23 protein-coding genes are annotated in these 25,226 nt (G+C 51.0%); all 23 read left to right on the forward strand.

Going from position 1 to position 25,226, the window contains the following annotated elements; genetic code table 11:
- Window positions 1-29 precede the first annotated feature (29 nt).
- The 23 genes from ACWGXE_RS07110 to ACWGXE_RS07220 all read left to right on the forward strand — a co-directional run bounded on the left by ACWGXE_RS07110 (window position 30) and on the right by ACWGXE_RS07220 (window position 25,216).
- Window positions 30-971, forward strand: coding sequence for a phytanoyl-CoA dioxygenase family protein (locus tag ACWGXE_RS07110; protein WP_447602477.1), 942 nt, complete (start codon window positions 30-32; stop codon window positions 969-971).
- Between the two features lie 16 nt (window positions 972-987).
- Window positions 988-1,920, forward strand: a complete 933-nt coding sequence (locus tag ACWGXE_RS07115) for an NAD-dependent epimerase/dehydratase family protein (RefSeq protein ID WP_447602478.1) — start codon at window positions 988-990, stop codon at window positions 1,918-1,920.
- A 5-nt stretch (window positions 1,921-1,925) separates the two neighbouring features.
- Complete coding sequence (locus ACWGXE_RS07120; RefSeq protein WP_447602479.1) at window positions 1,926-2,915, forward strand: glucosamine inositolphosphorylceramide transferase family protein; 990 nt, start codon at window positions 1,926-1,928, stop codon at window positions 2,913-2,915.
- Window positions 2,912-4,132: a glycosyltransferase gene (locus tag ACWGXE_RS07125; protein ID WP_447602480.1), complete on the forward strand. Its 1,221-nt coding sequence runs from the start codon at window positions 2,912-2,914 to the stop codon at window positions 4,130-4,132. Before ACWGXE_RS07120 ends, ACWGXE_RS07125 begins: the two co-directional genes overlap by 4 nt.
- Before the next feature lie 110 nt (window positions 4,133-4,242).
- Entirely contained in the window at window positions 4,243-5,118 is an 876-nt protein-coding gene (locus ACWGXE_RS07130) for a nucleotidyltransferase family protein (RefSeq protein WP_447602481.1), read from the forward strand.
- Window positions 5,119-5,966: 848 nt separating this feature from the next.
- Complete coding sequence (locus ACWGXE_RS07135) at window positions 5,967-6,752, forward strand: DUF5672 family protein (protein WP_447602483.1); 786 nt, start codon at window positions 5,967-5,969, stop codon at window positions 6,750-6,752.
- Window positions 6,753-6,962: 210 nt separating this feature from the next.
- The gene (locus tag ACWGXE_RS07140; RefSeq protein ID WP_447602484.1) at window positions 6,963-8,015 is read left to right on the forward strand and encodes an NAD-dependent epimerase/dehydratase family protein; all 1,053 of its coding nucleotides are present in this window, start codon (window positions 6,963-6,965) and stop codon (window positions 8,013-8,015) included.
- Between the two features lie 51 nt (window positions 8,016-8,066).
- Window positions 8,067-9,302 (forward strand): glycosyltransferase family 4 protein, encoded by a 1,236-nt coding sequence (locus ACWGXE_RS07145; RefSeq protein ID WP_447602486.1) that lies wholly within the window; start codon window positions 8,067-8,069, stop codon window positions 9,300-9,302.
- A gap of 46 nt (window positions 9,303-9,348) precedes the next feature.
- A complete protein-coding gene (locus ACWGXE_RS07150; RefSeq protein WP_447602488.1) occupies window positions 9,349-10,257 on the forward strand; it encodes a glycosyltransferase in 909 nt (302 codons plus the stop codon).
- A gap of 46 nt (window positions 10,258-10,303) precedes the next feature.
- Window positions 10,304-11,485, forward strand: coding sequence for a glycosyltransferase family 4 protein (locus tag ACWGXE_RS07155; protein ID WP_447602490.1), 1,182 nt, complete (start codon window positions 10,304-10,306; stop codon window positions 11,483-11,485).
- Window positions 11,486-11,521: 36 nt separating this feature from the next.
- Window positions 11,522-13,366, forward strand: a complete 1,845-nt coding sequence (locus ACWGXE_RS07160; RefSeq protein ID WP_447602492.1) for a carbamoyltransferase family protein — start codon at window positions 11,522-11,524, stop codon at window positions 13,364-13,366.
- A gap of 21 nt (window positions 13,367-13,387) precedes the next feature.
- A complete protein-coding gene (locus ACWGXE_RS07165) occupies window positions 13,388-14,392 on the forward strand; it encodes a UDP-glucuronic acid decarboxylase family protein (RefSeq protein WP_447603886.1) in 1,005 nt (334 codons plus the stop codon).
- 34 nt (window positions 14,393-14,426) lie between these two features.
- The gene (gene wecB, locus ACWGXE_RS07170) at window positions 14,427-15,554 is read left to right on the forward strand and encodes a non-hydrolyzing UDP-N-acetylglucosamine 2-epimerase (protein WP_447602494.1); all 1,128 of its coding nucleotides are present in this window, start codon (window positions 14,427-14,429) and stop codon (window positions 15,552-15,554) included.
- A 38-nt stretch (window positions 15,555-15,592) separates the two neighbouring features.
- Window positions 15,593-16,996: a glycosyltransferase gene (locus ACWGXE_RS07175; RefSeq protein WP_447602496.1), complete on the forward strand. Its 1,404-nt coding sequence runs from the start codon at window positions 15,593-15,595 to the stop codon at window positions 16,994-16,996.
- A 46-nt stretch (window positions 16,997-17,042) separates the two neighbouring features.
- Window positions 17,043-18,041 carry a FemAB family XrtA/PEP-CTERM system-associated protein gene (locus ACWGXE_RS07180; RefSeq protein WP_447603887.1) on the forward strand — a complete coding sequence of 333 codons (999 nt, stop codon included), beginning with the start codon at window positions 17,043-17,045 and terminating at the stop codon, window positions 18,039-18,041.
- A gap of 65 nt (window positions 18,042-18,106) precedes the next feature.
- A complete protein-coding gene (locus tag ACWGXE_RS07185) occupies window positions 18,107-19,330 on the forward strand; it encodes a DegT/DnrJ/EryC1/StrS family aminotransferase (protein ID WP_447602498.1) in 1,224 nt (407 codons plus the stop codon).
- Between the two features lie 42 nt (window positions 19,331-19,372).
- Window positions 19,373-20,473: a glycosyltransferase family 2 protein gene (locus tag ACWGXE_RS07190; protein WP_447603889.1), complete on the forward strand. Its 1,101-nt coding sequence runs from the start codon at window positions 19,373-19,375 to the stop codon at window positions 20,471-20,473.
- A 52-nt stretch (window positions 20,474-20,525) separates the two neighbouring features.
- Complete coding sequence (locus ACWGXE_RS07195; protein WP_447602500.1) at window positions 20,526-20,921, forward strand: SxtJ family membrane protein; 396 nt, start codon at window positions 20,526-20,528, stop codon at window positions 20,919-20,921.
- Between the two features lie 15 nt (window positions 20,922-20,936).
- The gene (locus ACWGXE_RS07200) at window positions 20,937-21,089 is read left to right on the forward strand and encodes a DUF5989 family protein (protein ID WP_447602501.1); all 153 of its coding nucleotides are present in this window, start codon (window positions 20,937-20,939) and stop codon (window positions 21,087-21,089) included.
- 11 nt (window positions 21,090-21,100) lie between these two features.
- Window positions 21,101-22,144, forward strand: coding sequence for a polysaccharide deacetylase family protein (locus ACWGXE_RS07205; protein WP_447602502.1), 1,044 nt, complete (start codon window positions 21,101-21,103; stop codon window positions 22,142-22,144).
- Window positions 22,145-22,190: 46 nt separating this feature from the next.
- Window positions 22,191-23,390, forward strand: coding sequence for a carboxylate--amine ligase (locus ACWGXE_RS07210; protein ID WP_447602503.1), 1,200 nt, complete (start codon window positions 22,191-22,193; stop codon window positions 23,388-23,390).
- Window positions 23,391-23,482: 92 nt separating this feature from the next.
- Complete coding sequence (locus ACWGXE_RS07215) at window positions 23,483-24,016, forward strand: low molecular weight protein-tyrosine-phosphatase (RefSeq protein ID WP_447603891.1); 534 nt, start codon at window positions 23,483-23,485, stop codon at window positions 24,014-24,016.
- Window positions 24,017-24,076: 60 nt separating this feature from the next.
- Window positions 24,077-25,216, forward strand: a complete 1,140-nt coding sequence (locus ACWGXE_RS07220; RefSeq protein WP_447602505.1) for an acyltransferase family protein — start codon at window positions 24,077-24,079, stop codon at window positions 25,214-25,216.
- Window positions 25,217-25,226: the final 10 nt, after the last annotated feature.

Raw genomic sequence — 25,226 nt, forward strand, 5'->3', positions numbered from 1 at the left:
ATATGTCACAGCAAGACAAGGAGACCGCCATGAACAATGCCGTCTATCTAGATGCGGATGTGACAGACGATGTGCGACGCCAAAGAATATTTGAAGGCCAGATCTTTGTATATTCGCCTCGGTCGAGTTCTCGATCCTTTGTCGACTTCGCGCGGCGGCTTATTAAGAAGTTCTTCTCTCCATATGAACCGGAGACCGCCCAGTTTCATCTGCCGGTGGAGCATTATGCCGAAATACTCGGCAAACTGAAGCCTGAGTTCATTCATCATCCGGAATCAAAACGGCATCTTCGGTCTTTGCTTGGCGACATGGGATGTAATCTCGACACGACTTATTTTGATGTGCCTAAGATGCGAAGCTCGACCAGCGACAAGTATCTGACTACTGGGATTGCCTATGCGTGGCATCCTCACCGGGATACGTGGTATTCCGCTCCGATGTTCCAGATCAATTGGTGGATCCCCATTTTTGATATTCAGGCCGATAATGCGATGGCGTTTCATCCACGATACTGGAACCGGCCGGTAAAAAATACCTCACACGGATATAATTATTATGTCTGGAACCAGCAACATCGTGGTGGGCATGTTTCACAATATCTCAAAGAAGACCCAAGGCCTCTTCCACGTGCCTCCGAGGCGCTTGAGCTTGACCCCCAATTGCGGCTAATCGTGCCGGCCGGAGGCATCATTTTATTCTCTGGTGCGCAGATGCATTCCAGTGTTCCCAATACATCAGGCAAAACGAGATTCAGTATCGACTTCAGAACCGTGCATGTAGAGGACGCACTTTCGAACCGAGGTGCCCCCCGCGTGGACGAACAATGTACGGGCACCACCATGCGGGATTATCTTCGCGCAACAGATCTATCCCACCTTCCTGAGGAAATTATTGCTCGCTACGATGATGGAACAGGTGCTGTCGGAGAATTGATCTATAAGCATACGGCCGGTGAGGCTCCTGCACAATAGATTGAGTTCGCGCTATATGCTTGAACAGGAATATTGGACGAGACGAAAAGTCCTTGTTACTGGAGGAAGTGGATTTCTCGGGTCCCATCTATGTAAGGCCTTATGCCGCCTGGGCGCTGAGGTTCATGCAACATCACGTGTACATCGGCCCAGCCACCAAGATGGGTCGATTTGGTGGAAGTCTGATCTGAGGGATCTTGAAGAAGTTCAAACTATTCTTTCGAAAGGCCGGTTCGACGTTGTCTACCATTTGGCAGGCTCAGTCGGGGCCAAACCGGATTTACAACTTATACAGCCGACCTTTCAAAGCCTCCTTCTCACCACGGTCAATATACTGGTTGCAGGCACCGAGTTGGGTTGCCGGCGAATCATCCTGGTTGGATCGCTGACCGAGCCCAAGGGGCAGGAGAGAGAACCGACGCCGACTTCTCCCTATGCTGCTGCAAAATGGGCAGCCAGCGGCTATGGACGAATGTTCTACGCCCTCTATGGGACTCCAAGCGTTGTATTGACGCCCTTTATGACTTTTGGTCCCGGGCAGCATCCCCACAAATTGATCCCATCCGTTATTCTTTCCCTCCTGAAGGGAGAGATTCCGAGATTGACGAGCGGACGATGGGAAGCCGATTGGGTTTATGTTGACGATGTCGTTCGAGGTTTCCTTGCGTGTGCACAGGCACCGGACGTTGAAGGAATGACCTTCGACATAGGATCAGGACTAAAGCACTCGGTTCGCCGAGTTGTCGAGCTTCTCGTTCAACAAATGGGAAGTGACGTGCGGCCTGCATTCGGAGAATTTCCCGATAGGCCAATGGAGCCCGTCCGAGTGGCCGATACGGAGCGTACGCTGAAACGATTGGGATGGGAATGCACAACGACGCTTGAAAAAGGATTGAGGCAGACCATCGACTGGTATAGCGCTAATCGCCATGTTTGGGAGACGTCCTGACCATTGTGTCATTGCAGGTCTTGAAATGGCATCTCAAGCGAACACTTCGTCAAGTCGCTCCCCAGGCGGTCACTGCGAAACTGTTGGATCCGGAAGATGCGGTCTCTCACCTATGGTCCATCGGCATTTACGCAGGTTCGTCACCCTACCGGCTTAATCCCATACGCGACATCGTGAACCCCGTCCTGACTCGAGAAAGCGTATCAGATGTCCGGGCTCTTTTTGTCGCTGACCCTTTCATGATACGACGCCATGATACGTGGTACATGTTTTTTGAGGTGTACAATTACGATTCCGCCAAAGGGGAAATCGGTCTTGCCACCAGCAGAGATGGCCTCACGTGGAAATATGAGCAGATTGTACTGAGGGAGTCATTCCATTTGTCATACCCGTATGTCTTCGAATGGAATGGCCGGTATTATATGATTCCCGAAAGCCATCAGGCAGAAAGCGTCAGGCTGTACGAATCACGCCGGTTCCCCTCCGAATGGATTTGTACCGATGTCTTAATTTCAGGCCGATGTTTTAGCGACAATTCGCCATTTCGCTATCGCGGTTTATGGTGGATGTTTTCTGAAACCAGTGCGCAACTGTGGCACGACACCTTGCGGCTATATTTTTCCGAGTCGCTGCAGGGACCATGGCGGGAACATCCGGCATCGCCGGTCGTTCGTAATGATCCTCATCGCGCTCGTCCCGCCGGTCGGGTGATTGTGTGGCAGGATCGACCTATTCGATTTGCGCAGGACTGTTACCCAATGTATGGAACGCGGGTTAGGGCGTTTGAGATTTCCGACCTATCGACTGAGACCTATTATGAACGTCTATTATCCAAGCGCTCGATACTCGGGCCTGGTTTCTCGGGATGGAACCTCGGTGGGATGCATCATATTGATCCACACCCTATCAGCTCGTCAAAATGGATCGCGCCTGTGGATGGATGGGAACCGGTATGGCAGCTTGTTCCCAGTGACTGGCATAAGGCTTCTCTATGATTGCACGCCTCAAGCGTTATCTGCAGAGATTTGAAATATATCTCTTTCTGAGGGAAGCGATCGCCTCCGTGGCTTACACCAGGAAACAATTTTACGGAGGAGTGATTTCGCTTAAATCGAATGGGCACGCCAGAGGCAATGTCCTGATTTGTTATGCGAATCAGGGACTGATTATGATGAGCCGGGGCTTGCCGGTACCAACCAGCCATGAGCAATATTGGAAAACAATTGCAATGGCGCAGACATTTGTCGATCTTGGCTACAACGTTGATGTCATTCATACCCAGAACCAACAGTTTATTCCCTGGAAACACTACGATGTCGTTGTTGACACCCGTTTTAATTTAGAAAGACTGCATCCATACTTGAGTTCAAACTGCATCAAGATTCTTCACTGCGACACGGCACATATCGTTTTCCATAATGCCGCGGAGATGAACAGAATTTTGGATCTGCAGGCAAGAAAGGGAGTAACGATCCCGCCGAACCGATTTGAGCGGCCGAATCTGGGAGTGGAATATGCCGATTATATTACGACTTGCGGGAATGAGTTTACCATCGGAACGTATCGTTATTCAAGAAAACCTATCTATCGTCTGCCCATCACCGTTGATTTGACGTGGCCCTGGTCGGAAGGGAAGGATTTCGATCTATGCCGTAGGCAGTTTGTCTGGTTTGCGAGTAGGGGCATGGTGCACAAAGGATTGGATCTGGTTCTGGAAGCTTTTACGGATTTGCCCGAATACCGACTGTCCATTATTGGGCCGGTTGAAGACGAGCCGGAGTTTGTCAAGCTTTACCATAAAGAATTGCATGACCAGCCAAACATTAAGCTGATAGGGTGGATGGACAAGGAGAAACCGGAGTTTAAGCGATTGCTGGACTGCTCCGCGGCCCACATATTCACCTCCTGTTCAGAGTCGGGCGCTGCTTGTGTGCTCGAGACAATGGGCGCGGGCGTCATCCCGATCGTAAATTATGAGTCTTCTGTAGATGTGGACGACTTTGGGATTCTTTTGAAGAGCGCATCAATTGAGGATATAAAAGAAGGGATTAGGATGGTCGGCACAATGCCGGCCGATGAACTGAAGCGGCGTGCGAGAAAGGCTTGGGAGAAAGTCCAAACTTGCTACACGCGTGAGAGATTCGCAGAAAGTTACAGGGCATTGCTGACTACACTTTTGGAACGACATGGCAAACAGTACGATATTGCATAATCGCCGGATGTCGTGGGGTGTATGCGGCCCCGTTGGGAATCATGCTGTGACGCACCGGGGCACTATTCCATGGACGACCAGCTAAGGCCCCAGGACTAAAAGAGACCACCATGATCCATTCGGCCAAAGCACCGGCGACGCATCGCGATGCAGATGTACCGGAAATTATTGCGCTGATTCCTGCAGCCGGACAGGCAACACGTCTCAGTCCATTGCCTTGCAGTAAGGAAATATATCCACTTGGTCTTGCCTACCATGAAAGTGCAAACAGTATTCGTCCCAAGGTCGTTTGCCAGTATCTCCTTGAGAAAATGAGGAAGGCCGGGGCTGAGAAGGGAATTATTATACTGAGGCAGGGGAAATGGGATATTCCCGGATATTGTGGCGATGGTGCATTTGTCGATATGCATCTTGCCTATCTTATGATGGGGGTGCCGTTCGGCCCGCCTTATTCGATCGATCAAGCCTTTCCATTTGTGAAGCATGCCCGAATCATGTTTGGATTTCCTGACATTCTGTTTGAACCGGACGATGTTTTCATTCAACTGCTCGACAAGCAATGTGCTACTCACGCTGATGTCGTTCTGGCGTTATTTCCAGCTCATGACCCGCGGCACATGGATATGGTTCAGATGGATTCAAACGGAAAAGTAGTAGCCATCCATCTGAAACCACTTCAAACGGATCTGCACTGGGCCTGGGTCTGTGCAGTGTGGTCCGCTACCTTTACCAAGTTTCTTCATCGGCATCTGGAAGACATCTCTATTTTGCGTGAGACGCGTTCACAGGCAATTGCCCAGCCACGTTTCGATGTATCTACTGACGAATTGTCCATCGGTCATGTGCTGCAGGCTGCGCTGGAGCATGGACTTGATCTGCAGGCTATCACGTTCCGGAACGGGATGTATTTTGATATAGGAACTCCGGAAGGACTAGATAATGCTCTACGAGCGGTGCTGCTTCAGAAATTCCCAGTCCGATCATAGGAATGAACGACACGAATGGCATGTATTGGCAACATGGACCGATTACCCATCGCGATGCGAACAGATTGCTTGACCAGGCTCGCAGGGCGATATGAGGGCAATCCAACGAACAGGAGAGTTCATCTTCGTAAGCGCGGGACTGTCATGTATCCTGTTCTTGTTTTTCAACGCAATACACCACGGATGGGCGACCCATTATCTGGTATTTCTTGTCCTGGCGGGTGTGTTTTGCGCCTGCTGCTACTGGGTTCAATGAAGATCAACATGGCTCTCCTGCTCAAAAGCGCCGAACATGGCTTCCATAACCCACCTTGTCTCTGGAAAATGGAGGAGGCGGATATCGTTGCCCTTGGTGATTCGTATGCTCATGGCGCCTGTTAAACTGCAACATTTAAGGAATTGGCTGGGATCGGCTTTCGGTAACGACGAGGGCGTGACGGGCTTCAAATGGAATTGCTTCAGCATTTGGAAAGGGACGGCGCTCCGGACGAAAAAGAAAACCTTGATTTGTTCAGAGCCATGTATCGGTTACTCGATCTAGCGAGCAAGGATCGGAACAATGTTCTGCAAATTGTAAGTGGTCTGGGCATCGACATAGTCGATATGATTCGTCTTTCAGCCGACACCCCGACCTCTTGTCCCTTTTCCCGTCGCGACGCTATGCCCATTACAATACGACGGGGCATCGGCTTGTAGCGGAACAGGTGTTGGCGCAATTGAAGTCCGTATTGCACAAGTCAGGAATGGCCATCATTCTGCATCATTAGGGCCGGCTGGTCTGCAAGAGTCGGTCATGCAAGGCTTGTATTAGGATGTCGGAATCTAAGACAGTTGCGATCGTAATTCCGATGCATAATCGGAAAGAACTGACTCCCGACGAGCAGATCTCTTTCAAACACCTGTCGCACTATTTGCCTCTGTACGATAAATACTTGGTATTGCCCGAATTACTGGACATCAATCTTCCTGGGTGCAAATTCAAGCGATTTGAGAATAAGTATTTTGGAAGCGTTGAAGCGTACACGCGATTAATGCTGACCGAGCAGTTCTATCGAGCGTTTGAGGATTATAAATACATTCTGATCTATCATTTGGACGCACTTGTATTTTCAGATCAACTCTCGGACTGGTGTAATATGGATCTGGATTATATCGGCCCTCCATGGTTTCCGTGCGATGATAGTCCATGGGTGAAGACACCTCGTGTAGGCAATGGTGGATTGTCGTTGCGTAAGATCAGCAGTTTCTTAAAGGTCTTTTACTCTGAGCAGTATTGGATTCAACCAAACGAGTATTGGCATGCTTTATATGCGAACAAACCGCCATATGTGCGAATGCTGAATTGGCCGCGGAAATTCGCAAAGCGCCTGCTGCCGTTCAATAACGTGAGACAAGAAATGGCGCAGTGGCATCTGCGTCCCGATGGAACAAGAAATGAGGATCATTTTTGGTCCGACCGAGCGATTCACTATTATCCGGAATTAAGAGTCGCGCCTTTTGATGTAGGACTCAGGTTTGCTTTTGAAGTGGCGCCCCGGCTTTGTTATGAACTGAACCAGCGGAAATTGCCATTCGGGTGTCATGCCTGGACGAGATATGACAGAGGATTTTGGGAACCATATCTCTTAACTTAGTCGAGGGAGACACGCAATGTTCGACAGATAGAGGCCGCTCGTACCAATGCCCGGATGTTTTTGATGAGAGGTAAGTGATAACCAATCAGATTGTGGGTGCTGCCCGTGGGTGGGAACGCCTGAATGGTGCGATTTGTCGCCAACCAGGATGACGGCGCTTCTATCGACGGGAATTCCGACTCCGGTATTAAATCGAAGGAGTAAAGTGTTATGAGGCGTATGTTGGTCACTGGTTCGTCCGGGCTGATCGGATCGGAAGTGTGCGGTTATTTCAGCGCGAATGGCTGGCAGGTTCACGGGGTGGACAACAATGGCCGCGCGGCATTCTTTGGCCCGTCGGGTGATACCAGGTGGAATCAGCGCCGATTGCAAGCTGAACTTAAGCATTTCCGCCATCATGAAGTGGATATTAGAGATCGGTCCAAGGTTTTGGCACTCATTAAGGAGTTGCTGCCCGAGGTTATCGTGCATACCGCCGCTCAGCCGTCTCATGATTTGGCCGCAAAAATACCTTTCGACGATTTTGATACGAATGCGCTCGGCACAATGAACCTCATTGAAGCCACGCGGCTTCACGCGAAAGATGCGGTGTTCGTTCATATGTCGACCAATAAAGTGTACGGCGATGCGCCGAATGAATTGGCGCTCGTCGAACAGAAGAAGCGCTGGGACTATGCCGACGCGCTCGACTTTGCTGGAATCAGTGAAAGCATGAGGATCGACCGATCCAAACATTCTCTCTTTGGCGCATCAAAGGTTGCCGCCGATGTAATGGTGCAGGAATACGGCCGCTATTTCGGTATGAACACCTGTTGCCTGCGGGGCGGATGTTTGACAGGGCCGAATCATTCAGGGGTCGAACTGCATGGATTTCTAAGTTATCTCATCAAATGTAATCTCGATGGGCGTAAGTATTATGTGTATGGATACAAGGGTAAGCAGGTCCGGGACAATATTCATTCTTATGATGTAACGCGCTTCATCGACGAATTTATAGAAGCCCCGCGATGCGGCGAGGTATACAACCTAGGTGGAGGAAGGGATAATAGTTGCTCGATTTTGGAAGCGTTTGACATTATTGAATCTATTTCCGGGAAGGCGATGTTATACGAATACGTGGATAAAAATAGGGAAGGCGACCATATTTGCTACATCAGCAATCTGGCCAAAATGAAATCTCACTATCCAAAATGGACGATTACGAAGAGCCTGAACACAATTTTCAATGAAATTCATAAGGCTTGGATAGAGCGAGGATCTTGAAAGATCCATATGAGCTGTAAACCAAGAAAGCGGGCTGTACTGAGATAGAGCATGAAAGTACTGATCATCTCGGCAGCATATCCGCCCATGCAGGCCGGTGAGGCGACCAATACCTATTATCTCTGTGAGCGTCTCGCGGATCGTGGCATGGAGGTACACGTGTTAACTTCTATGGGTTGTGAAGGGAGCCGCAGCGCTCGAATCCATATACATCCCATTATGAGCGAATGGTCATGGCCCGAAATGTTCCGAATGCGATCGTTCTTCCGGCAATGCGCTCCCGATGCCGTTTTGCTGATGTACATCGGCGTGATGTACAACTGCCATCCCATGATCACATTCGCTCCGACGATACTCAAACGCCTGTTCCCACACGTTCCGTTTGTCACTCGATATGAGAATGTCTTTGTCGGAGCCAATCCATCCAAGACATCTGTTTCAGCCCGGTTGTTCCGTCGAGGCATGATTCAGTGGGTTGGGACAAACGATGTCGGATACGGATCAGGTACATTGCTGAGAGATAGCGATCATGTTATTGCATTGTGTGATCGTCACCGTATGATTCTCCTTGAGGAATGGCCGCCCGTACATCAAAAAATCTCCATGATTCCGCCTCCTCCGAACATGCGCATAGTTGACAACGATGCGGGAGTCGCGCGGAGACAGGGACGTTCGCGTCTGGGTTTGCAGGAACAGCATTTCGTCATCACGTTTTTTGGGTATCTCTATAAGACCAAGGGAGTGGAATTCTTGCTCCGCGCTTTTCGGCTGGTTCGTGATATGAAAAATGACGTCAAACTGCTCTTTATCGGAGGGAGACTCCAGCTTGATGTCGAAGGAAGCGCGGACTATTTTGACCGGATGCAGGATTTGGCTAAAGAACTGAAGTTGGAAGATGATGTTATTTGGACTGGTCCTGTCAAATCAGACGGAGAAGACGGCTCTATCTATCTGCATGCTGCAGATGTCGCCGTCCTGCCATTTTTGCAAGGGGTCCAGCTGAACAATAGTTCATTATCCTCGATCGCGGCCCACGGGCTCCCAATTATTGCGACTCGCGGCCCCCTCTCGGATTCCGCCTTTATTCATGGACGCAATATTCTGCTTTGCGAACCACGGGACGAGCACGCCATCGCTGACTACATTTTGAGGTTGATGGATAATCCCGGCCTGGTCGAGGACCTCAGAGCAGGCGTGATCCAATTGGCGGCCGACTGTTTTTCTTGGGAAAAGGCCATTGATCGGACGTTGGCAACTTTCGATTCGGTGCAGGCTTGCCCGACGTAAGCCGGGCATTGCCGTGCGTACTTAGTCATGAACCAAAGGGACGATTGTGCCGCGGGTATCGGTGATCATCCCTACCTTTAATTGCGCTGCCTATCTTGGTTGCGCCATTGACAGCGTATTGAGGCAATCTTACCGGGATTACGAGATTATCGTAGTTGACGATGGTTCAACCGATGGAACTCCAGCTCTTGCCTCGGCCTATGGGAAGAAGATCAGATACCTCTATCAGGGTAATTGTGGTGTCTCCGCCGCTCGAAATCGGGCGCTGAAGGATTCAAATGGTGAACTGTTCGCGTACCTGGATGCCGATGATGTCTGGTATCCTCAGAAACTAGCCCGTCAGATAGAGTTCCTTGATGCGCATGATGATTGCGGTCTTCTGCATAGTGACGTAAGCGTGATCGACGAGCACGACCGAGTTATTTACGCACGGTTCAATGCTGAAACCGCCAGGTCTGTCCCGCAAAATCACTGCAAGCGTGATATCCTGCTCCGCTGCCATATTCAAACGCCGACGGTGATCGAGCGACGGACGTGCGTAGAGAAAGTAGGAGGCTTCAACGAGAATCTTCCGGTTACACAGGACTACATGCATTGGATTCTGATCGCTTTGGAAGGGTGGACATTCGGCTATATTGATGAGCCGTTGGCCAAGTATCGTTGGAGAGCAGGCAGCCTGATGTCAAGCAAACGCCGCGTCCTAGAAGACCATGCACGTATGTTCGGAAGATTCTTACCCGACCAATACCGCGGACATGCCGTTTCCCCAGAATTGAACCGCATCATTCACAACCGGTTTGTTGAGGCCGAACGGGAATTGGCTTACCTGGATCGCATAGAAGGACGCAACCAGAATGCGAGACGCCGCCTTATGGCGCTGATACAGCGAGCACCGCTGGAGGTCGGCATATATGTCGATCTGGCGAAGGTCTGCTTGAATACTGCCGGTAGATGAGCGTGAAGAGCACAAAGATTAAAGAAAAGGGCGGAGACTAGGTTACGTGAATATTCTCTTTGTTACTCCGTTCTTCAATCCACAATCAGGTGGTGTGGCGACCTATGTTCAGGATATCAAAAGACTGTTGGGAGCAAGGGGGCATAGTATCTACGTCTTGCGCCCGGGAGATTCTGATACCGTCGAAGCCTGTCCTCTGGCCATGGAGGATGGCGTTCTTCAATTGTACCTGCGCCCGCCATGGATTTCTACGGTACCTGTTAGGGCGGTCGCTGCCTTTCTTTTGTATTTTGTTCCAACAATGTGGCGTTTATACCGCTTCGTTCGCAGGAACAATATTCAGGTGATCTCCTTGGAATATCCGATGACGTATATGGTGTATTTCTACCTCATACGAGCATGGACCGGAATCCCCATAGTTGTCGGCCTGCATGGTAGTGATGTGCTCCTGCTGCATACGAACGATGTCGTCTGCCAATGGATCGTGCGGCGAATTATCCGTCGAGCGAACTGGATTCTGGCGCACTCGGCCAGTTTGGTACGAGACGCCCATGAAAAGATAGGAAAGCTGAGCCACAACCACTCCTTTCTGCACTATGGAGTGGAATGCAAGAGATTACGGGATGCGGCGGAAAGTGCGGCAGCGATTGCGCCCATTCCTGACGGCGACTTCATTCTAACGGTGGCGAAACTTTATCCGCGCAAAGGGTTGGATGTATTGCTGCGAGCAATCCAGGTGCTCAAATCGTCCGGCGCTCAATGCCGATATCGATTTGTGATTGCTGGCGATGGGCCTGAGGAAAGCCGCCTCAAGAGTATGACATCCGAATTGGGCATTGAATCCATGGTCCTATTTGCAGGTGATGTCAAGAATGATATTGTTCCAGCTTTATTTGAGCGGTGCGCCTTCTTCGCATTGTCCTCACGCGTGGAACCCTTCGGCATTGTCTTACTGGAGGCGATGACGTTCGGAAAGGCTATTGTGGCGACTACGGCCGGGGGAATCCCCGAGTTCGTTCAAGATGGACACAATGGCTTATTGGTGCCTATAGAGGACAGCCAGGCGTTGGCGGCTGCCATTGATAAGCTCATCCGTAACAAAGATTTGAGAGACAAAATTGGAGGTAATGGACGCATGATCGTGGAAGAGCAATATGACTATGATAAGCTTGTTGTCCAGTATGAGGAACTGTTCAAGGAACAGGTAAGGCGGTCTCATGTCTGCTAACAGTCTTTCAGTCGCCTCGAAAAGAAGGTGGTGAGTATGAATATCTTAGGGGTTTCTGCCTTCTATCATGATAGCGCCGCCTGCCTGGTACGTGACGGAGAGATAATTGCCGCAGCACAAGAAGAACGGTTTACTCGAAAAAAGCATGATGCCGGGTTTCCCCACAAAGCGGTCGGTTACTGTTTGCGAGAGGGTAAGATCGATCTCACCGATGTCCGGTACCTTGTGTTTTATGACAAACCGCTGGTCAAATTTGAGCGATTATTGGAGACGTATCTCGCGTTTGCACCGAGCGGGATTCAATCATTTCTGGCCGCGATGCCCGTATGGTTGAAGGAGAAGTTGTTGCTCAAGAGTTTGCTCCAAAAGGAATTCGGCGTTCATGCCCCGGGGATCAAAAAAGACGCGCTGCCTCAGCTGCTGTTCTCCGAGCATCATGAATCCCACGCCGCTTCGGCATTCTTTCCCTCGCCGTACGAATCGGCGGTGGTTCTTTGCATGGATGGGGTGGGCGAGTGGGCGACGACGTCGGCATGGTTGGGGAAGGGACATGAGCTCACGGCACTTTGGGACATTCCTTTTCCGCACTCGCTCGGGTTGTTGTATTCCGCATTTACCTATTACACGGGATTCAAGGTCAATTCCGGGGAATACAAAGTGATGGGCCTCGCTCCATACGGCGAACCCAAGTATGTGAAAGCAATCTATGAGCATTTACTTGACCTCAAACCGGACGGCACGTTCCGTTTGAACATGGATTACTTCAACTATTGTACTGGCTTGACGATGACGGGGAATAAGTTTGATGCCGTGTTCGGCGGCCCACCGAGAAAGCCCGAATCCAAACTGACACAGCGGGAGATGAATCTGGCTCGTTCCATTCAGGAGGTGACCGAGGAGGTGATGTTGCGTCTGGCCAGGACGCTTCATCGCGAAACCGGTGTCGACTATCTCTGCATGGCCGGTGGTGTTGCCCTGAACTGTGTGGGGAACGGCCGTATCCTTCGGGAGGGGCCCTACAAAGGCATCTGGATACAACCGGCAGCCGGGGACGCAGGCGGAGCGCTCGGGGCGGCGCTCACTGCTTGGCATCAATTCGAAAATCGCCCTCGCAAGGTGGATGCAAGTCGCGATGGCATCAAGGGTTCGTATTTGGGACCGTCCTTTACCACCGACGAGGCTGAACAGTATCTCAAAAGAATCAACGCTCCGTACGCGCGCCTTGACGATGAGACGTTATGCAATCGTGTCGCGGAGGAATTGGCAGCCGGAAAGGTCGCAGGATGGCTGCAGGGGCGCATGGAATTTGGACCGCGCGCGCTGGGTGGCCGCAGCATACTGGGAGACGCCCGGAACACTTCCATGCAATCCGTCATGAATTTGAAGATCAAATATCGCGAATCATTCCGTCCGTTTGCGCCGTCGGTCCTGAGAGAGCGTGTCGGCGACTACTTTCAGATGAATACCGATAGTCCATATATGTTGTTGGTTGCGCCGGTACAAGAGGAGCGCCGGCTAAAGAGAAGTGCTTCTCAAGAGTCATTATGGGGAATCGATCTGCTGAATGTGCCGCGATCCGATATCCCGGCCGTCACGCATCTCGATTACTCCGCCCGCGTTCAGACCGTTCACAAAGAAACGAATCCGCGGTATTACGCACTTCTCAAGGCGTTTGAGGCAAAAACCGGTTGTGCCGTGCTCGTCAATACCTCATTCAATGTGAGGGGTGAACCGATCGTCTGTACGCCTGAAGATGCCTACCGATGCTTCATGCGGACGGAAATGGACATACTCGTACTGGAAAACTGTCTCCTGTACAAAGCGGATCAAAAGCCGTTGGAAGGAGATACCGATTGGAAGAAGGAATTCGAGCTCGATTAACATCGTAGGAGGGAATTGATGATGCGCATTCTCATAACCGGCGGAGCTGGATTCCTTGGAAGTCATATTTGTGAATTGCTCATGAACCAGGGCAATGAGGTGATCAGCCTCGATAATCTCATCACCGGTCGAACCGAGAATATTGCCCATTTGATGGGGCGTCCTGGATTCAGCTTTGTGAAGTATAACGTCTGCGATTACCTGCATGTCGATGGGGCATTGGACGCGGTCATGCATTTCGCTTCCCCTGCGAGCCCGCAGGATTATCTTGATATGCCGATTGCCACGCTGAAAGTCGGAGCGCTCGGCACGCATAAAGCTTTAGGCTTGGCCAAGGCCAAGAACGCCCGATTCCTTCTGGCAAGCACGTCTGAGGTGTACGGTGATCCGCTTGTGAACCCTCAGCCTGAGACCTATTGGGGTAATGTGAATCCCATGAGCCCACGCGGCGTGTATGATGAAGCCAAACGGTTTGCCGAAGCCATGACGATGGCCTATCATCGCTATCATGGATTGGATACGAGAATCGTAAGAATTTTTAATACCTATGGCCCCAGAATGAGGCCGAATGACGGACGAGTGGTTTCGAACTTCATTGTTCAGGCGTTGCATGGAAAACCGTTGACGGTATTCGGCGACGGCTCCCAGACCAGGAGTTTCTGTTATGTGGACGATCTCGTGCGGGGTATTGTAGCGTTGCTGATGGTCAAGTCAGACAAGTCAGTGGCGGAACGGACGGACCGGGCGAAATTCCTGACCAAACAGGCGGAGGCAACGCTGACCAGCATTCATGATCCGGTCAACATTGGCAACCCACGGGAACTGACGGTGCGTCAAATCGCCGAGCTCATCATCAAGTTGACCGATTCCCGGAGTCGTATTGAGGAACATCCATTGCCGGCTGATGATCCGAAGGTTCGGCGTCCTGACATCTCACGAGCCAAGGCATTGCTGAGTTGGGAACCGGAGATTGTTTTGGAAGACGGCATTCGGAAGACGGTCGAGTATTTCCGGCACGTGTCATAAATATGCATTCCTTTGACCCGCAATCGGAGTGGCAATGAAGATTCTTAGCGTAGTGGGCGCGCGCCCGAACTTTATGAAGATCGCCCCTTTAATCCGCGAAATGCGGAAACATGCCGATATGCAGTCTTGTCTGGTGCATACTGGCCAACATTACGACGTGAAGATGGCGGGTGCATTCTTCGAAGACTTGAAGATTCCCGTACCGGACGTATGCTTGGAAGTCGGTTCGGGATCGCATGCGTTTCAGACGGCTGAAGTCATGAAGCGGTTGGAACCGATTCTTGAACGCGACCGGCCCGATATGGTCGTAGTCGTGGGCGATGTCAACTCTACCATGGCCGCTGCTCTGACTGCGGTGAAATTGCACATCCCCGTCGCGCATGTCGAGGCCGGATTGCGGAGTTTCGACCGTTCTATGCCGGAAGAGATCAATCGGTTAGTCACGGACGCAGTCTCAGATCTGCTGTTCGTCACGGAAGAAAGCGGCGTTCGCAATTTGGCGGCTGAAGGCGTATCCAAGGAAAAGATCTTTTTCGTCGGCAATGTCATGATTGATTCACTGGAGGCGTCGCGACGATTGTGGACGAACTCCGCGATACTAGATCGACTCGAGCTAAAAAAGGGTCAGTACGGCGTTGTGACTCTGCATCGGCCCTCCAACGTGGATAACATCATGGTTCTGAAAGGATTGGTCAAGGCCTTGGCCGAGGTCGCCCAGAAATGCCCACTCGTGTTTCCGGTGCATCCACGGACAAAGAAAATCCTTGGCTTTTTGGACGAGTCTAAGGAGATCATCAGTTTCGATCGGACCGTTCCGGGGCCAAATGGTATTTTCTCCATGGATCCGATCGGCTATCTGGATTTTATGTGTCTCATCTCGAATGCCAAGCTGGTATTGACTGATTCCGGCGGAATCCAAGAGGAAACGACCGTCCTCGGCATCCCATGCCTTACGCTGAGAGAGAATACTGAGCGTCCGGTCACGATGACGCATGGCACGAACCGTGTGATTGGGTCGGCGCCGGACAGAATCATATCCGAAGCCATGATGGCAATAGAATCTGCGCGCTCTACAGTAGCCCCCCCCCCACTCTGGGATGGACATGCGTCCGAGCGTATTCTGGCTATAATAAGACACCGTGTTAAGCCGTCTGCCTCCTAAAAAGTGTTTTCTTCCATTGCGTGTCTCATAGCGAAGTTATGAAACAAGCGCTCTTCGTCGCGTATTACTTCCCGCCGATCGCAGCCACCGGCGCCATGCGGCCGCTTGGATTCTGTAGACACCTTCAGGCTTACGGGTGGCATCCTGCGGTACTGACGACAACTCCGGGATCAGTGTATCCCCCTCATCCCGTCGATCATCACCTTGAGACCTATGTGCCTCAGAATGTACGGGTAGAACATGTTGACTATCGAGACTCGCTCACTCGTTTAATTGACGCGCGGGACTATATCAAGTCATTTGTCTTGAGTCGGTTCCTTACTCGGTCTCGCACCGAGGCGCCGGTCAAGTCGCACAGCTCCCGAACGGACGCCGTCATGAAACGCCGGTCGATTGTAAAAGACGCTGTTCTGGATTGGTTATTCGCATTCCCTGACCGACAGGTGTCATGGATTTCTCCCGCCGTAAGGCGGATCACAGACCGGGAGCGACATGTCATGCCGGATATCGTGATCGCGACTGGCGGGCCGTGGAGTAACTTTCTGGTGGGGCGAGCGCTGGCCAGACGGTTGAAATGTCCGCTGATACTCGACTATCGAGATCCTTGGACCTGCAATCCGTATTATGCATTCAGTGCGGATTTTTTGACTGAAAGAGCCAGGAGGCTTGAGAAGTCCATTTGCTTGGAGGCAGCCCGGGTCATCACGAATACCGAAGAGCTGAGACAGAGACTGTGTACGGAATATCCGGAAATCAGGAATAGATGCGTCGCAATCCCGAATGGTTTCGATCCGGAAATACTCGGAACGGGAAGTATCAATCATGTCGATAGTGAACCGACTACCAAAGGATATGAATTATGTCATTTTGGTACGGTCTACGGGAAACGGACGCCTCGCATCCTATTTCGAGCGGTATGGGAACTCTATCAAGAAGGCTTCATAAAGCCCGAACAGTTGCGCCTTCGTTTTGTCGGAGCTTGGGAAAGCACGGATGAGGAATGTAACACCCTCGCGGAGACCTTGGAGAAGCATGCGATGCTCGCGCGGGAACCGCCTGTGTCTCACCAATCATGTGTGCGCCAAATGAAAGAAGCTTCGGTGCTGCTGATCGTCCAGCCGGAATCTCCGCTTCAGGTTCCCGGGAAGATCTATGAGTATATCGCGGTCGGCAGGCCGCTTCTTCTCGTAGGGGGTGAAGGCGCTACGGCCGGGCTGGTTGAGCGTCACAACCTCGGCATGAGCTCTCCGAATGAGGTGAAGAGGCTGAAAGAGATTCTCCACGATATAGTTGCTGGTGTGATTCCGTTCCGCCGGCCGGATTCTCAAGCCGTGAATCGATTTGACTACCGACGACTTGCAGGAGAGTTGGCTGAATTGCTTGATGCGGTCATGACGGAAACAGCTGCATCCGATGAGGAAACACCGGTTCGGCATGGATAGGTCCACGATGAGTGTTACCGCCGTTGAGCTCGCAGAACACGAAGCGATGGAATGGGACCGGTATGTCCTGGCATCGCCTCAAGCAAGCGGTTACCATCTTCTGGGATGGCGCAGCATCATCGAAGGAACATTCGGTCATCAGACCTGTTACTTGCTGGCGAAAGACCCATCAGGGGAACCGAGGGGGGTCTTACCTCTTGTTATGTTATCGAGCAAGATATTTGGCAATTTTCTGGTGTCCCTTCCGTTTGTAAACTATGGCGGCATGATCGGAGATGACCAGCAGGCGAAAGCGTCTCTCATAGAGAAAGCGATTGAGCGGGCGCGAGCTCTCGGCGCCGTTCATATTGAGCTTCGTCATCAGGAGCCGTGCGATATCGAGTTGCCGTTGAGCCATCGCAAGGTTTCGATGCGCCTGAAGCTTCCCAAGCAATTTGAATTGCTATGGAAAGAGTTTCCCTCCAAGTTGAGGAGTCAGATACGCCGGGCTCAGAAAGAGAACATGGCGGTTCGCTTCGGCGGGACGGAATGTCTGGATGATTTTTACGCTGTCTTTTCCCGCTGCATGCGGGATTTGGGGACTCCGGTGTATTCCAAGCAATTCTTCCGAGCTATTTATGAATGCTTTCCAAAAGAATCGCGTTTTTGCGTGGTGTCCTCCAATGAGAGACCTTTGGCTGCAGGATTTCTTTATGGGTTTCGTTCTATTTTGGAGATACCCTGGGCGGCATCCGACAAAAGATTCAGTCGTCTGGCCCCCAATATGTTGCTCTACAGTTCTGTCTTGGAACATGCTTGCCGGGAAGGATTTCAGTTCTTCGATTTCGGTCGTTCCACCCCGAATAGTGGAACGTATCGATTTAAGGAACAATGGGGGGCTGAGCCACATCAACTTTACTGGCATTATTGGATTGCGAATGGCGGTGAAATCCCTCAATTGAATCCGCAGAATCCAAAATATGTGTTAGCCATCAAAATGTGGCAGCGGTTGCCGTTATCTGTGGCCAATTGGCTTGGACCTCACATCGTGAAATATTTGCCATGAAGATTCAACGCACACTTGCTCCCACCGCAGCGCCGTTGTATTGGGCGGATCTCTGCCGAGGCGTCATGGCACCATGGCGCGGCACTAGTGTATTGGATAAGCTTACGACCGAATTTCAAGAATATTTTGGGATGCGGTACGTATTCTGGGTCACCTCGGGGAAGGCCGCGCTTACCCTCATCCTCTTGGGATTGAAGCGGCTCTCTCCCCGGCGAAAAGTCGTCATCCCTGCCTATACTTGTTTTTCTGTTCCATCCTCTATCAAGAAGGCGGGATTAGATGTTGCATTGTGTGATGTAGATCCGGAGACATTGGATCTTAATATGGCCGAATTGAAAGCGGGGCTCGATGCAGATGTCTTGGCGGTCGTGCCGACACATCTTTTCGGCTGTCATGCCGATGTCGCACAGGTCAGGCGGTATACCGAAGGCAAAGATATTTTTATCATTGAAGACGTTGCTCAGGCCTTTGGCGCCCTGAAAGATAGCAGGCCGCTGGGCGCAAATGGAGATGTGTCGTTTCTGAGTTTCGGGCGCGGGAAGAACGTTACATGCGGATCAGGTGGAGTTATACTGACCAATTCGGACCGTATTGCACAGGCTGTTCAGTTGGAGTACGAGCAAGTGAAAATCGAGTCGATATCCGAAGGAATCAAGAATTGGCTTGAAGTTGTTGCCATGTCGTTCTTGATTTCTCCGCTTTGGTACTGGATTCCCGCCGGATTGCCCTTTCTCAAGTTGGGAGAAACGAAGTTCTATCAAGATTTCCCGATTGCTCGGATGGGAAGAACTCGGGCAGGATTGTTGTCCAGTTGGAAGATGCGCCTGTCACGGGCTACGGTGAGCCGTAAAGCGAAGGCTTCCGATCTTCTGCGGGGCTTGAGGGCTGGAGGTTTGAATCACATAATCCCGCATCCACAAGCCGAATCTGTCCAATTACGATTTCCCTTGTTGATGAAGAGTGGGGAAGAAAGGAAGCGCCTTTGTGCACTTTCCAAAGAACAGGGATTGGGTATAAGCCACTATTATCCGACCGCGATACAAGACATCCCAGAACTTCGGCCGGCATTGTCCGCGATACGCGCTCCGGGGGCCTCCATTTTAGCTGAACGTCTTGTCACTCTGCCGACACATCAGTATGTGACGGAGCGGGATGTCAGGCGAATCATGTCTACTCTGCAATCCAGCCAGTCTGAAATGAATGAATCCGCCGGTCAGAAAACGTCCGACAAGTCGATGTCGATAGCGGCGGGGATACGGTCAGATTTGTCGACCGGTAAGGACCGATAGCCTATCGGTTCGTTGGAATGAGCCGGAGATTTACCCTTGACGATGTTGTTTGAGTTGGTGTTTTGGGGAGGCATAGTATTCGTACTCTACGCCTATGCAGGCTATCCTCTTGCATTGATGGCGCTGGCGGTGGTTCGAAATAGACCGGTGCAAAAAGGAAATATCAGCCCATGCGTCTCCTTTGTTATCACCGCGTATAACGAAGAGCGGCGTATCGCCGCCAAGCTCGACAATTCACTGCAATTGGACTATCCACGTGAAAGTTTGGAGATCGTTGTCGCCTCGGATTGTTCGGCGGATGGAACGGACGATATTGTGCGGGCGCATGCTGCTTTGGGAGTTCGACTCATTCGGGCGTCGGAGCGAAAAGGCAAGGAAGCCGCTCAACAATTGGCGGTTTCTCAAACACATGGAGAGATCTTAGTGTTTTCCGACACGGCCACAACCCTGCATCCAAATGCCATTACCAATATTGTCAAGTCGTTCAATGATCCCTCCGTCGGCTGTGTCAGCAGCGTGGATCGGTTCATGGATGCGGAAGGTAAAGTGAGCGGGGAGGGAGCCTACGTCCGATATGAAATGCTCTTGCGAACATTGGAAACGAGAGTCAATACACTGGTGGGATTGAGCGGATCATTTTTCGCCGCCCGCCGGCAAGTGTGCACGCCATGGGCCGCGGATTTGCAGAGCGATTTTAATACACTGCTGAATTCGATGCGACAAGGCCTGCGCGGCGTATCCGACCCCGACAGCGTCGGCTATTACAAGAATTTGGCGGACGAGACCAAAGAATACCAACGTAAAGTCAGGACGGTGTTGCGCGGCATTGCAGTACTGATGAGAAGCTTACCCATGTTGAATCCGTTGAAGTATGGGTTATTTGCATGGCAGTTGTTCAGCCATAAGCTCTGCCGCTGGCTGGTGCCCTTTGCCATGATCGGAATATTGATTTCCAACGTCGTCCTGGCGGTGGAGTCCTATGCGTATCGCCTTCTCTTGACAGCGCAATTCGCATTCTATGCATTGGCCCTGTTCTATCGACTCCCTTCGTTCTTTGTCATCGTCAATCTCTCAATTCTTGACGCCTGGTATCGCTATTTCCGGGGAGACCGAGTATTGCGGTGGGAACCTTCTAAGCGCTGACCGCATAAATTCATCCCTTTCCAAATGCCCTGATGACGCAAAGAGGTACCATATGACTGAGCAGCTGAATATGAAGGAACTGAGGAACTTTGGCCTCATCGTGGGCGGAATATTTCTGATCATCGGAATGTGGCCCTTGGTGTGGCGAGGTGAAGGAATGCGCTTGTGGGCGCTGGGTCTGGGAGGAGTGTTGGTTACTCTCGGCCTTCTTCTGCCGGCGGCGCTTGCGCCGGTCTTCAAAGTATGGATGAAGGTGGGACATGTATTGGGCTGGATTAATACGCGAGTCATACTGGGGATCCTATTTTACGGATTGATCACGCCGATGGGCGTGGTGATGCGGCTCTTTGGGTGGGATGCGATGCGACGAGTGCTGGTGCGTGACGCTCACACGTATCGGGTGGTAAGACAGCCGCGTCCAAAATCACATATGACCCGGCAGTTTTAAGTCAAAGGAGGAAATATGGGAGAATTCCTGGCGGAGCTGTGGGCCTTCATGAGGGAGCGAAAGAAGTTTTGGCTGCTGCCGATCATCGTCATGCTGGTGTTATTGGGAAGTCTGATCGTGCTGACCCAGGGATCTGCGGTCGCCCCGTTCATCTATACGTTGTTCTAAACCGTAGAGTGATGCCGTTCACCTGGCAAGCGATGAAGGGATTGGTTCGCGAGGGTGTGGCGGAAACGTTATATCTGTCGAACCTCCACCGGTTTTGCCATAAAGGCAAAGCGGTTATTCTCACATACCATCGCGTGCTGCCTGCGCATGACCTGACCGATCAGTGGATCCAGCCCGGCATGTATGTCGAAACGGATGTATTTGAGCGACACATGCTGTTTCTGCTGGACCAGTTTAAAGTGATATCCCTCCATGAATTGCTGGAACGCTGGAACACTGGAGACTGGGACAGACAAGCGCGCTATTGCGTGGTCACGTTTGACGATGGATGGTTGGACAATTACCTCTATGCGTATCCTATCTTGCGAAAGCTGGGAATCCCGGCCACCATATTCCTGCCCACGGATTTCGTCGGGACTCACGAATGGTTTTGGCCAGAGAAAGTGGCCTACTGCGTGAAAGAGCTGACCCAGAGCGAAGAAGCGAGCGTCAAGGGGGGAACGATTCTCAAAGACGTTCTCAGCATCGATGCCGATACAACGAGACTCTCCTGTGTGTCGGAAGATACTCGGCGGGACTTTGCGGATCAGGTTATTGAGCGGTGCAAGGGACATAATCCAAAAATGGTTTTTGAATTGATCGACGCATTATCGAGCGCCTTGACCATCGCGCTTCCTCATGAGCGTTGTATAGTGGATTGGAACGAGGTCGGAGTAATGGCGCAGCAGCGTATTTCGTTCGGCTCGCATTCGTGCTCACATCGGATCCTGACGCATCTTTCGGCGCAAGATGTTAAAACCGAGCTCGAAAAGTCTCAAGAAGTCCTCAAGGCTCGCAGTAACAACTATGTGCCGGTTTTCTGCTATCCGAACGGCAATAATACAGCCCAGATACAGACGATGGTCAAAGAATGCGGGTACCAGGCAGCGGTAGGAGTGCAGCCTGGAGTTGAAGGTTCGAACCCGGACCGCCTGTTTGAATTACGAAGGATCAGTATACACAATGACATCACTCGTAGTGTTGCCTTGTACGCCATGCGGTTATTCGCGTGTTGATTATGATCTGTTCCATCATCATTCTGCCGCAAGGAGATCTCGCGCCATGTCCCTGGCGGCTTGCGTACTAGTGACCGACGGAGATGAGCGTGCGGCGTTGGCGGTGACCCGTGCATTGGGAGCACGTGGGATTGACGTCATGGTGGGCGCCGAACAAAAGAGGTCATTGGCTGCGGCATCGAAATATTGCGCGAAGTCTTTTGCCTATCCGTCTCCGTATCGAGACCCGCGAGGGTTCTTGGACTGCCTTCTAGGGGCTGTCACGAGTCGAAAGGTCGATGCACTGTTTCCGATTTCCGATATTGCCATGCACGTCATCGGCCCTCGGAAAGGCGATTTCGAACGTCATACGCACATGCCCATTCCCGATTACAAAATCTTTGAAGAGGCTTCCGACAAATACCGCCTTATGAAGTCCGCTTTGGAATTGAATGTGGCGATTCCGGATACGATCTTCGTGCCTGGCGGCGACATCCACGGGATATCCGATCGAATCGGATCATTTCCGGTGGTGGTAAAACCGGGTTGTTCGCTGGTCCAAACAGAGAGCGGATGGCAAAAGACATCCGTGCATTATGCTCACCATGCGGATGAGGTGCGCGATCTTTACCGGCAACATGAATATCTGAGGCAGCCGTCGCTCATTCAGCAACGTGTGCTCGGAGAGGGACAGGGAATCTTTGCATTGATGAATGACGGCAAGCCTCTGGCACTTTTTGCGCACAGGCGGATTCGTGAGAAGCCACCGTCTGGAGGGGTCAGTGTTCTGCGAGAGAGCATTCCACTCGACAAAGGCCTGGTGGAACCTGCGCTGCGTCTTTTGCAGCACGTGCGGTGGCACGGCGTCGCGATGGTGGAGTTCAAAATAGACCATGCCAGCAAGGTCCCCGTGCTTATGGAGGTGAACGGCCGTTTCTGGGGATCATTACAATTGTCCATCGACGCAGGGATGAATTTCCCGTGGCTCCTGTTCCAAATGGCGACCGGGCGGATTGCATCCGTGCCGGAAAACGCCTATCGGAACGGGATCAAATCACGGTGGCTGCTGGGGGACCTGGATCACCTGCTTATGAGACTGTTGAAGACGGAAGAAATCCTCAATCTTCCACCTGGTTACTCGTCAAGATGGAGGTGTGCGGGAGATTTCCTGAGAGAATTTAAAGGGACTCGTAATGAAATAGAACGTCTTCAAGATCCTGCCCCATGGTGTTATGAATGGAAGAAATACGCAAAAGGCGTGATATGAACGAGCAACGATCTGTCTTAACAGTCGATGAACTTCGAAGGTCGTATGCGGTTCTGATCAGAGAATTAATCGCTAGACTAAAGAACATCGTCATGAGAATCAGGTGGTATGGACAGCTTGGATATCGTTCTGACGTACCCAAGAATGTTAAGAATGTATTGTTCCTATGCAAAGGCAATATATGCCGTAGCCCATTAGCTGAAGTGTATTTCCGATCAAAGCTTAAACCTGGATGCGGAATTACAGTGCGATCAGCCGGCCTAGACACAACTAACGGTAAACCGGCTCATAACTTTGCGAGACAAGTAGCTGAACGATATGGCTTAACGCTGGAGCCTCATTTGACCATGCAGATGTTTCGAGAATTGGTAGAACAGGCAGACCTCATACTGGTCATGGAACTTGCCCAATTGGTCAGCCTCCTGAAATTATGCCCAAGAGTAAGAGGCAAAGCATTCGTCCTGAGTGAGTTCAATAGTGGTCGGAGAACCGATATCGCGGATCCATTTAGCGGAACGTTAGACGATTTTCAGAAATGCTTTAATCTAATACGTGATTCTTGTGACAATTTGGCCGAAAGGGTCATCGACTCTAGCGCTCGTATGACAGCTTATCCCAATGGGTAAGGAGTGATTAAGGAAGTGATTTAAGCTGCAGAAGGCATTATTCTATTAAATAAGGTGCAATTGAGTTCGGTCCAAATATTCCTGGAACAAGACAAGTCTTTCTCTAAGGCTCCCGGCGTTTCGGCTCAGTCAGATAGGCTTGCGCTTAGTGAGATTTTATCGAGAAACCGCTTGCCAGCTCTCGATGGGCTGCGTGCCATTGCTGTTTTCATAGTTATCGTTTACCACTTCGGTTTTACTTCTGTTCCTGGCGATCTCGGCGTTACAGCCTTTTTTGTCCTGAGCGGGTTTTTGATCACATGGCTGCTGTTGCAAGAATATAGCCAAACCGGCAGTATTTCATTAGGACAGTTCTACATCAGGCGGACATTTCGCATTGCACCGGCGTACTATGGATTTCTGTTTCTGATTTACATCGAAGAACAACTAAGAGGCTATCATTGGGATGTGTTGTTAACACTCTCGGGATTCTTTTACTTCGTCAATTATTACAATGCATTTAACGGCCATCCCGATACTGCTATAGCTCATGCCTGGTCGCTGGGAGTAGAACAACAGTTTTATTTGCTTTGGCCTTTATTATTAGGAGCTATTATTCATAGAGGATCAAGGAGCGCCGCTTTAATAATAGCCAGTACTGTATGTCTTATTGCGGGATGGAGGTCCGTTGCCTATCTGTACTTCGGCGCGAGTCCTTCCTACGTATACAATGCATTTGAGACCAGGTTTGATAGTCTCGCGATCGGCTGTTTGCTTGCAGTGTGTTGTCGGTTGGGGTGGTTTGAAATGGCGGCAATGACCCTCAGCCGTAACATCTTATTCCCGTTTGCCATATTAGCGCTGTTACTCTATTCACGTATTGGCGGTTCCGACAGTTATCACTATTCGTTGGGATTCACGGTGGACTCGCTACTGATAGCAATTTTTATGACCCAATTGCTCAGCCTGAGTAATCGGACACTGTGGTCGTGGATCGATCATCCAACAATGGTGTATCTGGGCCGCATCTCATATTCTCTCTATCTTTATCACTTGCTAGCATTGGGAATAGGTCACCGACTGGTATCCGACTCTCTCGTAATAGAATTCACGATTAGCGTATTCCTGTGCGTCGTTATCGCGTCCGCTTCTTATTGGTTGATAGAGAGACCGTTCCTTAGACTGCGCAATCAATTCGCACAAGTCGGTGCTGTCTCTTAAGGTTGGAGTG

The organism is Nitrospira sp. Nam80 (genome assembly GCF_965152575.1).

Excerpts from the sequence above, each read along its gene's own strand:
- ACWGXE_RS07205 (WP_447602502.1), top strand. The coding sequence starts at position 21,101 with ATGCCGTTCACCTGGCAAGCGATGAAGGGATTGGTTCGCGAGGGTGTG.
- ACWGXE_RS07190 (WP_447603889.1), top strand. The coding sequence starts at position 19,373 with ATGTTGTTTGAGTTGGTGTTTTGGGGAGGCATAGTATTCGTACTCTAC.
- ACWGXE_RS07180 (WP_447603887.1), top strand. The coding sequence starts at position 17,043 with ATGGAATGGGACCGGTATGTCCTGGCATCGCCTCAAGCAAGCGGTTAC.
- ACWGXE_RS07195 (WP_447602500.1), top strand. The coding sequence starts at position 20,526 with ATGACTGAGCAGCTGAATATGAAGGAACTGAGGAACTTTGGCCTCATC.
- ACWGXE_RS07160 (WP_447602492.1), top strand. The coding sequence starts at position 11,522 with ATGAATATCTTAGGGGTTTCTGCCTTCTATCATGATAGCGCCGCCTGC.
- ACWGXE_RS07165 (WP_447603886.1), top strand. The coding sequence starts at position 13,388 with ATGCGCATTCTCATAACCGGCGGAGCTGGATTCCTTGGAAGTCATATT.
- wecB (WP_447602494.1), top strand. The coding sequence starts at position 14,427 with ATGAAGATTCTTAGCGTAGTGGGCGCGCGCCCGAACTTTATGAAGATC.
- ACWGXE_RS07185 (WP_447602498.1), top strand. The coding sequence starts at position 18,107 with ATGGCACCATGGCGCGGCACTAGTGTATTGGATAAGCTTACGACCGAA.
- ACWGXE_RS07110 (WP_447602477.1), top strand. The coding sequence starts at position 30 with ATGAACAATGCCGTCTATCTAGATGCGGATGTGACAGACGATGTGCGA.
- ACWGXE_RS07175 (WP_447602496.1), top strand. The coding sequence starts at position 15,593 with ATGAAACAAGCGCTCTTCGTCGCGTATTACTTCCCGCCGATCGCAGCC.
- ACWGXE_RS07130 (WP_447602481.1), top strand. The coding sequence starts at position 4,243 with ATGATCCATTCGGCCAAAGCACCGGCGACGCATCGCGATGCAGATGTA.
- ACWGXE_RS07140 (WP_447602484.1), top strand. The coding sequence starts at position 6,963 with ATGAGGCGTATGTTGGTCACTGGTTCGTCCGGGCTGATCGGATCGGAA.
- ACWGXE_RS07125 (WP_447602480.1), top strand. The coding sequence starts at position 2,912 with ATGATTGCACGCCTCAAGCGTTATCTGCAGAGATTTGAAATATATCTC.
- ACWGXE_RS07210 (WP_447602503.1), top strand. The coding sequence starts at position 22,191 with ATGTCCCTGGCGGCTTGCGTACTAGTGACCGACGGAGATGAGCGTGCG.
- ACWGXE_RS07135 (WP_447602483.1), top strand. The coding sequence starts at position 5,967 with ATGCATAATCGGAAAGAACTGACTCCCGACGAGCAGATCTCTTTCAAA.
- ACWGXE_RS07145 (WP_447602486.1), top strand. The coding sequence starts at position 8,067 with ATGAAAGTACTGATCATCTCGGCAGCATATCCGCCCATGCAGGCCGGT.
- ACWGXE_RS07200 (WP_447602501.1), top strand. The coding sequence starts at position 20,937 with ATGGGAGAATTCCTGGCGGAGCTGTGGGCCTTCATGAGGGAGCGAAAG.
- ACWGXE_RS07115 (WP_447602478.1), top strand. The coding sequence starts at position 988 with ATGCTTGAACAGGAATATTGGACGAGACGAAAAGTCCTTGTTACTGGA.
- ACWGXE_RS07215 (WP_447603891.1), top strand. The coding sequence starts at position 23,483 with ATGAGAATCAGGTGGTATGGACAGCTTGGATATCGTTCTGACGTACCC.